Genomic DNA, 13,126 nt, shown 5'->3' with positions numbered 1-13,126 from the left:
CTGCCCTTCTTTAGCCTACAAGTTCTACAATCTTTTTAGCGCCATCAGCCATCGTACCGGCTGCGACAATATCAAGACCTGATTCGTTCAGCAGTTTTTTGCCCAATTCTACGTTCGTACCTTCAAGACGCACGACTAGAGGCACGTTCAAGCTAACTTCTTTCGCTGCTTGGATTACGCCTTCTGCAATGATATCGCACTTCATGATACCGCCGAAAATGTTAACGAAAATTCCTTTTACATTCTTGTCAGAAAGAATGATCTTGAAAGCTTCCGTTACTTTCTCAGCAGTGGCACCGCCCCCAACGTCAAGGAAGTTAGCGGGTGTTCCGCCGTAATAGTTGATGGTATCCATAGTTGCCATTGCAAGTCCGGCACCGTTAACCATACAGCCGATATTTCCATCTAGGGAGATATAGCTCAAGTCATATTTTGAAGCTTCAATTTCTTTTGCATCTTCTTCGTCATAATCACGCATTTCCATAATGTTCTGGTGACGGTATAAAGCGTTAGCATCGAAATTGAATTTCGCATCCAATGCTACTACTTGGTTGTCTCCAGTCACTACTAGTGGGTTGATTTCAACGATAGCTGCATCTGTATCAACATAAGCCTGGTAAAGGCCAAGCATCAATTTAGCTGCTTTGTTGACAAGTTTAGCTGGGATGTTCATGTTGAATGCCATACGGCGCGCTTGGAAGCCAGTTAAGCCGACAACCGGGTCGATTTCTTCATAGAAAAGGCGCTCCGGATTGTTTGCTGCTACTTCCTCGATGTCCATTCCGCCTTCTTCAGAACCCATAAGAGTTACACGAGAAGTTTCACGGTCAAGAACCAATCCTAAGTAATATTCCTTCTGGATGTCGCTTCCCGCTTCAACATACAAGCGTTTCACTTCTTTTCCTTCAGGACCTGTCTGATGAGTAACAAGCACTTTGCCAAGCAATTCTTTAGCAATTGCGCGCACTTCATCCAAGTTTTTAGCAAGCTTGACTCCGCCTGCCTTACCGCGGCCACCTGCGTGGATTTGGGCTTTTACCACAACAACATCAGTACCTAGTTCTTTAGCGGCTTTCACTGCTTCTTCCGGAGAAAAAGCTACATGGCCTTCAGGAACTGCTACTCCATATTGTTTAAGGATTTGTTTTCCCTGATATTCATGGATATTCATCTGTCATCCTCCAATCAAACATCTATATCTTTATGTAGTGCCTTTATCATTGTATTAAAGATGCCTTCAAAAGTCCACAGTTGTCGGTTATACTGCAAAAAACTTCAAATTTTCTGACGTCTCGGACAGGCCCTTCTCAGAATAACTTGTCTTGCAGCAAGGACTTTACGGGTTCGAATGTTTTCCGATGAATGGGGCATGGACCGAATTTCTGCAAAGCTGCAACATGCTCTTTTGTTCCATATCCAGCGTGTTTTTCAAATCCGTAAACCGGATATTCGACTGCATAAGCTTCCATGATCGCGTCACGGCCAGTCTTTGCCAGAATAGAAGCCGCGGCAATGCTCAAGCTCTTGGCATCCCCTTTGATTATCGATTCACTCTGCCTGCCTACCTCCAGTTTCATAGCATCGGCAAGAACAATATCGGGTCCAGGATTTAATTGTAAGACCGCCTTTGCCATCGACAGTTTAGTAGCCTGGTAAATGTTGAGTGCATCAATTTCTTCAGGTGGTTGAATATGTACAGCGTAACTGACGGCTATTTCTTTTATCAGCAAAGCAAAATAATCCCGTTTCGCTTTCGGCAACTTTTTTGAATCGTCCAGGCCAATGAGGGCCGAACAATCTTCAGGCAGGATAACAGCTGCTGTGACAACCGGCCCAGCAAGTGGACCTCTTCCCGCTTCATCGACTCCACAGACTAACTCATCTTTATTTTTTTTAAATAGTTGATCAAAATCCACTTTTTGTTTGTGCGCAGAAACGAGTTTTTCATGTTGGCTTTTTTTGCGATGCCAGCCAGCCAAAGCTGCCTGGACATTTTTTCTTGGATCTTGCTGCAGCTCTTCCATCCACGGTTCCCAATCTGCAGCCTCCGCTAATCTTTCTTTTACTTCTTTGATTGTTTTCATGCCTTCAACTCTTTCTTTTTTGTATGAAAAAAAGGCTGGCTCAATTGCTTGAGCCAGCCTTTCTGATTGCATTTCATTCCTCAACAATCATTTCGTCGTGGTAATCGAATGTAATCCGGCCAAGATATTGGTTGCGGATATCACGGACGATGGCTTCAGCAGTCATTTCATAATCCACTTCTCCACCTGCTGAAATAAAACTCCGTTTTTTGGCAATGGCATTGAATGTATTGACAATTTCCTCGTCCACTCCATCAATGCCATAGCGCTCTTTTAACCGTTCCGGATATCGCTCTTCAAGAAATTTCAGCGCATAAATCGCCAATTCCTGCATCTGGATTACCGAATCTTTTATCGCTCCTGTAACGGCCAGCTTCAAACCGATTTCCGGGTCTTCAAACTTTGGCCAGAGAATTCCAGGAGTATCCAAAAGCTCTATTTCCTTGCCCACTTTAATCCATTGTTGCGCTTTTGTCACGCCGGGCATATTCCCTGTTTTCGCTAAACTTTTTTTGGATAGCCGGTTGATGAGAGTAGACTTACCGACATTCGGTATCCCAACAATCATGGCACGGATAGCCCGGGGTTTAATCCCTTTGGCTACCATGCGACCCCATTTTTCAGCTAAGATTTCTTTTGATGTTTTCGTTACTAATTGCAGTCCTTTCCCTTCAAGGGAGTTGATTGCAACTGCACGGGTTCCTTGATCCTCAAAATAACGAATCCACTTTTTGGTTTCAACTTCATCTGCCATATCCATTTTGTTTAAAATAATCAAACGTGGTTTTTGCTGAATCACTTGATCAATCATCGGATTTCGTGAAGATAAAGGTAACCGGGCATCCACAAGTTCGAAAATAATATCCACTAATTTCAGCTTTTCCGTAACTTCTCTTCTTGCTTTTGCCATATGCCCTGGAAACCATTGTATCGTCATAAAAACACTCCTTAGTTAACGACTCCCGCTTCAGCCATCGGCCAGAACACAAAATTCGTGCTGCCGATGACTTCTTCCATAGGCACGATGCCGATATGGCGGCTGTCTTTGCTTGCTCTTCGATTATCCCCCATTACAAAAACATATCCTTCCGGAATTGTGCTTTTATTGGTGATATCCTCTAATGTAAAATCTTCAGTTAATGTACCGGTAATGCCTTCTTTATAAGAATCCAAATAAGGTTCTTCTACCGCTTCACCGTTTATATAAAGCTGATCATCTTCATAAGCGACATGATCTCCGGGTAGTCCAATTACTCGCTTAATATAATCCTTTTCTTCAGGAGCATGAAAAACGATAATATCAAATCGCTCAGGATCCCCAACAGTATAGCCAATTTTGTTGACGATCATCCGATCCCCGTGTTCTAAAGTCGGCATCATGGATTCTCCATCTACAACAATCGGTGTGAAAAAGAAAAATCGTATTATTGCAGCAAGCCCAAATGCAATCAATAAAGCTTTAGACCATTCCCATACTTCATTTTTTTTCTTCACTTCAGGTTCCATGCGTGTTCCTCCCTAAACTTTCTGATTTAATTGTACAAGGATTGTACGCTTTTAGCAAAGAAAAGCGAAAGTCCTTAAGCCGATCGGATTATGCGCCTGCGAGCTTAAATACAGCCCACGTTCGGCAAAACCAACAGCTCTTTCCCCTCTTTTTCACGCACTGAAACAATTGAACAGTTGCCTTTCGTTTAAGGCCCTTACATTTTAAAAAAGCTTTGAATGGACTACAATCCCTTAAATTCAGTGAAGACAAAGCAAAAAGAAAGAGGGCGGATTCCGCCCTCTTTCATCAGTGCAATCTTATCGAATTTCTTTGATGCGTGCTGCTTTACCGCGTAGGTTACGCAAGTAATACAATTTCGCACGACGTACTTTACCGCGACGAACAACATCAAGTTGTGCAATTTTTGGTGTGTGTACAGGGAATGTACGCTCAACACCAACACCATAAGAGATTTTACGGACAGTGAATGATTCACTGATTCCGCCTCCACGGCGTCCAATTACTACTCCTTCGTATACCTGAATACGTTCGCGAGTTCCCTCGACAACTTTCACGTGTACACGAACAGTGTCTCCCGGACGGAAATCTGGGTGATCTGTACGTAGTTGTTCTTTAGTAATGTCTGCAATAATGTTTTGCATGTTTTTTCTCTCCTTCTACAGATGCTCTTGCACACAAAGGCTGTTGCAGCGGAACACCGTGATCCTGTACTTCACATAAAAGTACAGACTCCATAGTACCACTAAACAATCTGTTGCGCAAGAGTCATTCTGTTTATCGTTTTTGTTTTTTCAATTCATTTAAAATTTTCTGCTGTGCCTTAGTCAACTCAAGCTCTTCAAGCAAATCCGGTCTGCGGTCCAATGTGCGTTTCAGCGCTTGCTCTTCCCGCCATTGATCGACTTTGGCATGATTGCCGGATGTCAAAACTGCCGGAACGGTCCATCCTCTGAAATCCGCAGGACGGGTGTACTGAGGGTGTTCCAACAAGCCGGTCGAGAAAGAGTCTTGGACCGGTGAGTCGGCATTGCCCAGCACCCCTGGAAGAAGTCTGACGACACTATCGATAATAGTCATCGCTGCCAGTTCGCCTCCGGTCAACACAAAATCTCCAATAGAAATTTCGTCTGTCACCAAATGCTCCCGAATCCGTTCATCATAGCCTTCGTAATGGCCGCAGATGAAAATCAATTCTTCTTCCTGGGCGAGCTCTTCCGCTTTTTTCTGGGTAAAGCGTTCCCCTTGTGGACACATCAGGATAATCCGGGATTTTTTGCTTTGAGAGAGCGATTCAACTGCATTGAAAATCGGTTCCGGTTTTAGTACCATGCCGGCTCCACCGCCAAATGGGTAATCATCCACTTGGCGTTTGTTATCGGCAAACTGCCGGATATCCGTAACACTCAACGTAACCGCATTTTTTTCTTGAGCCTTTTTCATGATTGATTGATTGAAGATTCCCTCGAACATGGTCGGAAATAAAGATAGGACGTTTATATTCATTCGTTCAACAAACCTTCCAGCACTTCTATGACGACTTTCTTTTCATCTACATCAATTTCTTTAACTACATCTTCGATATAAGGAATGTAATGCTTTTTCCCGGTTTTCGGAGAAACTTCCCAGACATCATTTGCGCCTGTCTCTAAAATCTCTGTGATGGTGCCAATTTCATGGCCTTCAGTTGAGAAAACAGTACAGCCCAAAATTTCGTGATGATAATAGGCATGGTCTTCCAATTCCGTTAAATCATGCTCCGCAATGCGCAAATAGGAATCTTTGAATTCCACTACATCATTGATATTCGGATAGCCTTCAAACGTCAGCAATTCAAAATTCTTATGCTGGCGATGACTGGCGATTTTCACCATGATCGGTTTTTTGGCCTCGGGTTTAAAGAGACCGAGTTTCATGCCGACAGCAAAGCGTTCTTCCGGAAAATCAGTACGCGATAAAACCCGGACCTCTCCTCGGATTCCGTGAGTATTAACGATTTTTCCTACATTAAACCATTCCACTCATAAAACACCCTTCCACTTTCTGTTTAAACTAAATAAATTGAAATAATCTTTATCTGTGGGTATTCCGCAGGCAAGACATTGGCTGAGGCCTACGAGACTAAGTCTTTGCGACGAAGCGCACAGAGATGCAGAGACAGAGTCAGTACGGTTTTCTCCGCTGTTTGGCTCCATATCTAAGTGAGCAACCATCAAAAACTATCTTAATGATCATCTCTTTTATAGAAAACTTATCCAGCGTAGGCGCGTCCACGGGCGAGACGGAGCTATGAGACGAATGTTTTTCTCGGCTCATGGCGGGAGTCCTGCCCAAAGCGACCGAAGCGGCGTGGTAAAGAATCATTTGTTGATTCGTCTTATATAGATTTCATTTTGCAATTTCATTTAATCTGACAAAAAAGGAAGGAACCTGGGCTCCTTCCTTTTTGTTAATCCACAATATCTACGTAAGTCTTTTTCTTATGATAATTGCTTGCTGCTGAATACACGATTGAACGGATGGCTTTCGCCACACGCCCTTGTTTCCCGATCACTTTCCCTGTATCTTCTGAATGCACGGAAAGCTTGTAGACAATACGGCTTGCATTTTCGTCGATTTCGACTTTAACATCATCCGGATGATCAACCAGCGGTTTCACAATGGTTTCAATCAGCTGCTTCATAAGAAAACTCCCTTACTTGCTTAATTTTTCGTTATGGAATTTCTCCATAATGCCGTTTTGAGAAAACAAGTTGCGAACAGTGTCAGATGGTTTTGCACCATCATGAAGCCATTTCAACGCTAATTCTTCGTCGATTTTAACTTCAGCTGGAACTGTTAGCGGGTTGTAAGTACCTACTGTTTGGATTTGACGGCCGTCACGTGGAGCACGTGAGTCAGCTACTACGATACGGTAAAAAGGAGATTTTTTAGCTCCCATACGTTTCAAACGAATTTTTACTGCCATTTCTTAAAGCACCTCCGAATAGTTTCACACAAGATATTATATTAGCAAGCTTTAAATAGTTTGTAAAGTATTTTTTCTTAACACCTTAAATTTTATTTGAATTTGCTTAGAAAAGCATAGTAACTATGCCTTTAAACCGCTGAAAAGCGTTCTTTTGCATTGATTGTCAACGCAGAAATGCATTTTTGCACCTATAAAAATACCTAATTTTTTTACCAATAAGCTTATTTAAAAAGGGAATCCAGCCCCGGCATCGACATTTTCTTTTTGCCTTTTTGATTCATGCCGGACATTTGTTTCATCATTTTTTTCATGTCTTCAAATTGCTTCAAAAGACGGTTGACGTCTTGAATCGTCGTGCCGGATCCTTTGGCAATCCGTTTTCGGCGGTTAGCGTTAATGATTTCAGGAGTGGTTTTTTCCTGTGTTGTCATTGAACGGATAATCGCCTCTACGCGGCCCATCTGGCTTTCATCGACTTTCGCATTTTCAAGGCCTTTGATTTTATTCGCTCCTGGGAGCATTTTTAAAATTTCATCGAGCGGCCCCATTTGTTTCACTTGAGTCAGTTGATCCAGGAAGTCGTCAAATGTGAAAGAAGAAGTTCTGAACTTCTCTTCCAGTTCTTTCGCTTTTTCTTCATCGACATTGGACTGCGCCTTTTCAATCAACGACAGCATATCACCCATGCCGAGAATGCGCGATGCCATGCGTTCTGGGTAGAAAGCTTCCAGCGCATCCATTTTTTCGCCCATCCCGACAAATTTGATCGGTTTGTCGGTAACTGAACGGATCGAAAGTGCGGCACCGCCTCGCGTGTCTCCGTCAAGCTTCGTTAAAACGACGCCTGTGATGCCCAGCGCTTCATTGAAGCTTTGAGCTACGTTGACGGCATCTTGCCCTGTCATCGCATCGACAACAAGGAAAATTTCATCCGGTTCTTTTAACGCACGGATGTCTTTCAGTTCCTGCATGAGGTTTTCATCGACGTGCAGACGCCCGGCCGTATCAATCAACACCGTATCCATATGTTCTTGTCTGGCATAATCAATTGCCTGGCGTGCAATTTCCACAGGTGAAATATCTGTCCCTTTTGAAAAAACAGGAAGAGACAGCTGCTTGCCGATTGTTTCAAGCTGCTGGATTGCTGCCGGACGGTAAACGTCCGCCGCTACCATCAAAGGTTTACGGTTATGTTTTTTGCGCAGCAAGCTTGCCAGTTTTCCCGTAGTGGTTGTTTTACCTGCACCTTGCAAGCCGACCATCATAATGACCGTCGGCTGTTTTGTAGAGAATTCTATTTTGCTTTGTTCGCCGCCCATTAATGACGTCAATTCGTCTTTAACGATTTTTACGACTTGCTGGCCGGGCGTCAAGCTTTGCATAACATCTTGGCCAACCGCGCGCTCACTGACTTTTTTAACAAATTCTTTAACTACTTTTAAGTTAACATCCGCTTCGATTAAAGCAAAGCGGACTTCTCGCATCATCTCTTTGACGTCTGCTTCGGACACTTTACCTTTGCCTTTAATCCGTTGGATGGTCCCTTGCAGGCGCTCGGATAATCCTTCAAATGCCATAGTTTCCGCCTCCTAATCCCATTCTTTCAGCTGATCGATAAATTCGCGTACCCGCTCTTCTGTAAATGGCTGTTTTTCAAACGATGAAACCAATTGCTGCCGCTGTTGGAATTTCTCGAAAAGCTGCAGTTTTGCTTCGTATTCTTCGAGCATAGCTTCCGTGCGGCGGATATTGTCATAAACCGCTTGGCGCGTAATATTATATGCTTCAGCAATTTCACCTAAGGAATGATCATCTAAATAATACAGCATCATATAACTGCGCTGTTTAGGCGTCAGCAACTCCTGATAGAAATCAAACAAATAGTTCATGCGTGTTGTCTTTTCTAACCCCATCATCGCTGTTCACCCCCACTGACTCTCCTGATTAGGATACTGAAAACACTTAGAAGCGTCAAGTAATTTTACTTGTCTGCTTCTGCGTTTTCCATTTCTTCTTCTTTATCCAATCCTTCAGCAAATAAGCCATAAACATATTTTTGAGGATCAAACGGCTGCAAATCGTCCATTTGCTCACCAAGCCCGACAAATTTCACTGGAATATTCAATTTGCTGCGGATGGCTAAAACGATTCCGCCTTTTGCGGTGCCATCCAATTTGGTCAATACAATTCCCGTCACATCCGTCGCTTCTTTGAACATCTGAGCTTGTATCAAAGCATTCTGGCCTGTAGTCGCATCAAGGGCAAGCAGCACTTCATGCGGCGCTCCAGGGATTTCCCGAGAAATGACACGATACACTTTCTCCAGTTCATTCATCAAATTGACTTTGTTTTGCAGACGGCCGGCCGTATCGCAAATCAGCACATCAACACCACGTGATTTCGCTGCACGCACCGCATCATACATGACTGCCGCAGGGTCGGACCCTTCGCTTTGCTTGATGACGTCAACACCGACGCGTTGACCCCAGATATCCAATTGTTCGATCGCTCCAGCACGGAAAGTATCTCCGGCGGCCAATAAAACTGACTTCCCTTCATTTTTCAAACGGTGCGCCAATTTAGCGATCGTTGTTGTTTTACCGACGCCGTTTACACCGACAAATAAAATAACAGTCAAGTCATCCGAAAATTTCAATTCATTGATTTCTTCTTCTCCGGCCTGATAAATCTCCACCAGCTTTTCTGAGATGACCGACTGGACAGAAGATGTATCTTTAACATTTTGTCGCTGGACTTCGTAACGAAGTTGGTCCATCAATTCCATAACCGTTTCAAAACCTACGTCCGCCTGAAGCAGGATTTCTTCCAGTTCTTCAAAGAAATCTTCATCCACTTTACGGTATTTTGCCACTAAATCATTTATTTTCGAAGTAAAGCCCGTACGTGTTTTGGTTAAACCTTCTTTATATTTCTCGGTTGACTCTTCAGCCTCCGCATTTCCCGCAAATTTATCTTTTAACTTTTTAAAGAAACTCACGTGACCACTCCTTTTTTATATTTCTTCCTGCAGTTTAACAGAAACGAGTTTTGAAATCCCGGATTCCTGCATCGTGATGCCATATAAAACATCAGCACCTTCCATTGTACCTTTGCGATGCGTAATGACGATAAACTGTGTGTCTTCACTGAATTTCTTCAGGTATTGGCTGTAACGCACTACATTCGATTCATCGAGTGCAGCTTCCACTTCATCCAGCACGCAGAACGGCACCGGACGTACCTTCAGAATGGCGAACAATAAAGCAATCGCTGTAAGAGCACGTTCTCCTCCTGATAGCAAACTTAAATTTTGCAGTTTCTTTCCAGGCGGCTGCGCGATGATTTCAATGCCCGTCAATAATAAATCGTCAGGGTTCGTCAATACAAGATCTGCTGCCCCGCCCCCGAATAATTCTTTGAATACTCGCTGGAACTGAATTCGGATGGCATGGAATGTGTCATCAAAGCGACTTGTCATTTCTTCGTCCATTTCCCGGATAACTGTCCGCAGCGTGTCTTTTGCTTCGTTCAAATCATTCCGTTGTTCAGTCAAAAAGCTGTGGCGTTCTGACACATGGTCGAATTCTTCAATCGCGCCTATATTGACAGGCCCCAATTCTTCAATTGACTGTTTCAGCAATTTCACTTTTTTGCGTACGGCATTTTCTTCTTCTGCCAATTCGTATTCTTTTGCTTCTTCCAGTGTTATATGGTAATTGTTCTCGAGCTGGGCAAGGAAGCTTTGAATCTGTACTTCAACTCTCGTTGATTTTACTTCGCAAATGCGGATTGCCTCTACGTAACCTTTGTAAATGCGTTGCATTTCTTTCAGGTGTTCTTCCAGAGTGTTCATTTCATCTTGCTTCGTAACCCGTTCTTCCCTCAGTTTCTGAATCGTTTGCTGCTCTGTCAGCTTTTTCTCCGTCCACTTGGAAATTTCTCGCAGAATTTCGTCATCAGAATAAACTTTAGTTGCTTCCTCTGACTGGATCCATTCAAGTTCTTTTCGATTTTCTTCTAATTTCCGATCACTTTTCAACTTCCGTTCGAGTAGTTCCGACTCGCTGCGGATCAATTGTGCCACTCTTTCTTTCATCACAGCCAATTGGGATTTATGATCGGCCAATTTCGTAAGGACTAAGTCACGGGCCGACTCATTTTGTTGTTTAAAATGCGTCAAATCATCGATTTGTTTTGAGATGGCGGCCAGTTCTCCGCCAATTTCTTCCAGCCTTGTTGCTGCAAGTTCTTTTCTTGATATCACTGAAGACAAATCATAGTCTCTGTTATTGCGCTCTGCCTGGAAAAGCTGGAACCGGTCTTTGGTTGTTTTCAATACCGCTTCAATTTCCCTCAGCGTCATGGCACGTTCCGATTCTAAATCGCGGTATTTCTCGCCTTCCGAACGCAGATTATTCACTCGCTGTTCTGTGGCATGTACTTCGGCCTGTTCTTTTCTTACTGTTTTTTCAGCATGGACAATCGTTTCAGCAAGTTCACTTAATTGTACAATCAATTGTTCGAGCTCCGCTTTTCGAGTAAAGAAAGAAGCTTGGGATTTGCTCGCTCCGCCTGTCATCGAACCGCCAGCATTGACCACATCCCCATCCAATGTAACCACCCGATAACGGTTCATCGTCAATTTGGATAAAGCAGACGCGCCTTTTAAGTCTGAAGCAATGATGACATTGCCCAATAAGTTTTCGATGATCATGCCGTATTTAGCATCATAACCGACTAGCTCGAAAGCCATTTTTACAAAAGACGGATGCTTTTCAATAGAAGCGACCGTTTGCGCTGGAATCTTTCTTGACTTCATGACGGTCATCGGCAGAAAAGTCGAACGCCCTGCACGCTTTTTCCGTAAAAATTCAATCGCTTCCCGAGCGTGCTGTTCTGTTTCCGTAACGATATGCTGGCTTGAAGCGCCTAAGGCTGTTTCAATCGCTTTTGCATAATTTTGGTCTACTTGGACAATTTCAGCCACTGCCCCGACAATTCCTTCAAGCTGCCCTTTTTCACGTGCCACCAGCACTTCACGGACGCCTTGGAAAAAGCCTGAAAAATCGGATTCCAGTTCCTGCAAGGTTTCAATGCGGGCACTCAATTGCTTCTGGGATTGATAAGCTTGGAAAAGCATGGTTTGTTTTTTCTCAAAGGCCTCTTTCATCTCGCGGAAAGCAGTTTCGGTTTCCTTATATTGAGTTCTCTTATCTTCAAGCAGTTTTTTTATTTCAACCATCTTCTTCTCAGCGGAAGCTTTTTCCTGTTCCAGTTTTGCAATTTCAGACGTAAAGTCTGCTTGCTGGACTGCAATGCGGCTAGTAGACTCGGATAGCTGCCGTTCTTGCAAATCGATGTTCTTCAATTCGTTTTTGACGGTAGCCTGTTCATTCATCAAATCAATATAAGTCGATTTATGAGATTCTATATCGTTGTCAATATCGGCAGGGGTCCGGTTTAATTGTTCCTCAAGAAGTTTAATGGTTTGGCGGATCGATAATTGTTCCGCTTTTTGTTCTTCCAGTAAAGCCAGCTGTTCAGTATGCCTCTTTTGAAGATCATCATTTTCCACTTTTTCAGCTTCCAGTGTTTCCTGCAGCTGCTGTGCTTGCCGGTTTGCGTTATTCTTTTTCTCCGACATTAATAATTTACGGCCTTCCCATTTTTCGCTTTCACTGCTGGCTTCCACTAAATGATTTTGGGATTTCTCAATTTGGCTGTCCAGTTTGGAAAGGGCGGTACGGATGGCACTTATCGTTTTTTCTTTGTTTACAATTTCAGCCGCCAACTGACCTTCTTTTTCTTCATGAGCCAGTGTCTCAGCAGACAACGTCTCGAGTTCCAGCTCTAGCTGAGTAAGGTCAAATGCCAATAATGCAATGTCGGCGTCTTTAAGCTGTTCATTCATGTCTATATAATCGCGGGCTGCAGATGCCTGGATTTGAAGCGGTTCCATCCGGCCATCCAATTCATGCAAAATATCCAATACGCGGTTTAAGTTTTCGTCCGTTTCGTTTAATTTCACTTCAGCTTTTTTCTTCCGCTGTTTGTATTTCAATACACCTGCAGCTTCTTCGAAAATCGAACGCCGCTCATCAGCTTTGCTGTTTAATATTTCATCTACACGGCCTTGTGAAATAATGGAGAATGCTTCTTTTCCAAGTCCCGAATCCATAAACAAATCGGTTATGTCTTTCAAGCGGCAATTTTGCTTATTTAATAAATAAGCGCTTTCTCCACTTCGAAAAACCCTCCTCGTTACGCTGATTTCGCTGTAATCGAGAGGGACCCGTCCATCTGTATTGTCTAAAATTAAGGTTACTTCCGCAAAATTAAGCGGTTTTCTGGAATCACTGCCTGAAAAAATGACATCTTCCATTTTTGCACCACGCAGAGATTTGGCCGACTGTTCTCCGAGTACCCAGCGGATGGCATCTGTTACATTGCTTTTGCCGCTTCCATTTGGTCCAACTACCGCTGTTACCCCCGGCACAAAGTCAATGCCGATCCGATCAGCAAATGACTTGAATCCCATGACTTCTAATCGTTTCAAAAACATTT

General features: G+C 43.4%; 13 protein-coding genes. All 13 read right to left on the bottom strand.

The window, feature by feature from the left end; all coding sequences use genetic code 11:
* Positions 1-10: 10 nt before the first annotated feature.
* Positions 11-1,171 carry an ADP-forming succinate--CoA ligase subunit beta gene (gene sucC / locus AC3AQ9_RS01120; RefSeq protein ID WP_488305620.1) on the bottom strand — a complete coding sequence of 387 codons (1,161 nt, stop codon included), beginning with the start codon at positions 1,169-1,171 and terminating at the stop codon, positions 11-13.
* A gap of 136 nt (positions 1,172-1,307) precedes the next feature.
* Positions 1,308-2,084, bottom strand: coding sequence for a ribonuclease HII (rnhB, locus tag AC3AQ9_RS01115; protein ID WP_488305619.1), 777 nt, complete (start codon positions 2,082-2,084; stop codon positions 1,308-1,310).
* Between the two features lie 73 nt (positions 2,085-2,157).
* Complete coding sequence (gene ylqF, locus AC3AQ9_RS01110) at positions 2,158-3,021, bottom strand: ribosome biogenesis GTPase YlqF (RefSeq protein ID WP_488305618.1); 864 nt, start codon at positions 3,019-3,021, stop codon at positions 2,158-2,160.
* A gap of 11 nt (positions 3,022-3,032) precedes the next feature.
* Complete coding sequence (gene lepB / locus AC3AQ9_RS01105; protein ID WP_300989613.1) at positions 3,033-3,590, bottom strand: signal peptidase I; 558 nt, start codon at positions 3,588-3,590, stop codon at positions 3,033-3,035.
* Between the two features lie 300 nt (positions 3,591-3,890).
* Positions 3,891-4,235 carry a 50S ribosomal protein L19 gene (rplS, locus tag AC3AQ9_RS01100; protein ID WP_488305617.1) on the bottom strand — a complete coding sequence of 115 codons (345 nt, stop codon included), beginning with the start codon at positions 4,233-4,235 and terminating at the stop codon, positions 3,891-3,893.
* Between the two features lie 133 nt (positions 4,236-4,368).
* Positions 4,369-5,097 carry a tRNA (guanosine(37)-N1)-methyltransferase TrmD gene (gene trmD, locus AC3AQ9_RS01095; RefSeq protein ID WP_488305616.1) on the bottom strand — a complete coding sequence of 243 codons (729 nt, stop codon included), beginning with the start codon at positions 5,095-5,097 and terminating at the stop codon, positions 4,369-4,371.
* Complete coding sequence (gene rimM / locus AC3AQ9_RS01090; RefSeq protein ID WP_488305615.1) at positions 5,094-5,612, bottom strand: ribosome maturation factor RimM; 519 nt, start codon at positions 5,610-5,612, stop codon at positions 5,094-5,096. Before rimM ends, trmD begins: the two co-directional genes overlap by 4 nt.
* A 428-nt stretch (positions 5,613-6,040) precedes the next feature.
* Entirely contained in the window at positions 6,041-6,274 is a 234-nt protein-coding gene (locus AC3AQ9_RS01085) for a KH domain-containing protein (protein WP_300989617.1), read from the bottom strand.
* 12 nt (positions 6,275-6,286) lie between these two features.
* Entirely contained in the window at positions 6,287-6,559 is a 273-nt protein-coding gene (gene rpsP, locus AC3AQ9_RS01080) for a 30S ribosomal protein S16 (RefSeq protein ID WP_052651220.1), read from the bottom strand.
* A 224-nt stretch (positions 6,560-6,783) separates the two neighbouring features.
* Complete coding sequence (ffh, locus tag AC3AQ9_RS01075; RefSeq protein WP_488305614.1) at positions 6,784-8,139, bottom strand: signal recognition particle protein; 1,356 nt, start codon at positions 8,137-8,139, stop codon at positions 6,784-6,786.
* A 12-nt stretch (positions 8,140-8,151) separates the two neighbouring features.
* Positions 8,152-8,475, bottom strand: a complete 324-nt coding sequence (locus tag AC3AQ9_RS01070; RefSeq protein ID WP_488306796.1) for a putative DNA-binding protein — start codon at positions 8,473-8,475, stop codon at positions 8,152-8,154.
* A 68-nt stretch (positions 8,476-8,543) separates the two neighbouring features.
* Positions 8,544-9,560: a signal recognition particle-docking protein FtsY gene (ftsY, locus tag AC3AQ9_RS01065; RefSeq protein ID WP_488305613.1), complete on the bottom strand. Its 1,017-nt coding sequence runs from the start codon at positions 9,558-9,560 to the stop codon at positions 8,544-8,546.
* A gap of 15 nt (positions 9,561-9,575) precedes the next feature.
* Positions 9,576-13,124 carry a chromosome segregation protein SMC gene (smc, locus tag AC3AQ9_RS01060; protein ID WP_488305612.1) on the bottom strand — a complete coding sequence of 1,183 codons (3,549 nt, stop codon included), beginning with the start codon at positions 13,122-13,124 and terminating at the stop codon, positions 9,576-9,578.
* Positions 13,125-13,126 lie beyond the last annotated feature (2 nt).

This window comes from Planococcus sp. VCh962, assembly GCF_057748275.1.
The sequence above is the reverse complement of the archived record's forward strand: the minus strand, read 5'-3'. Positions and strand labels throughout refer to the sequence as shown.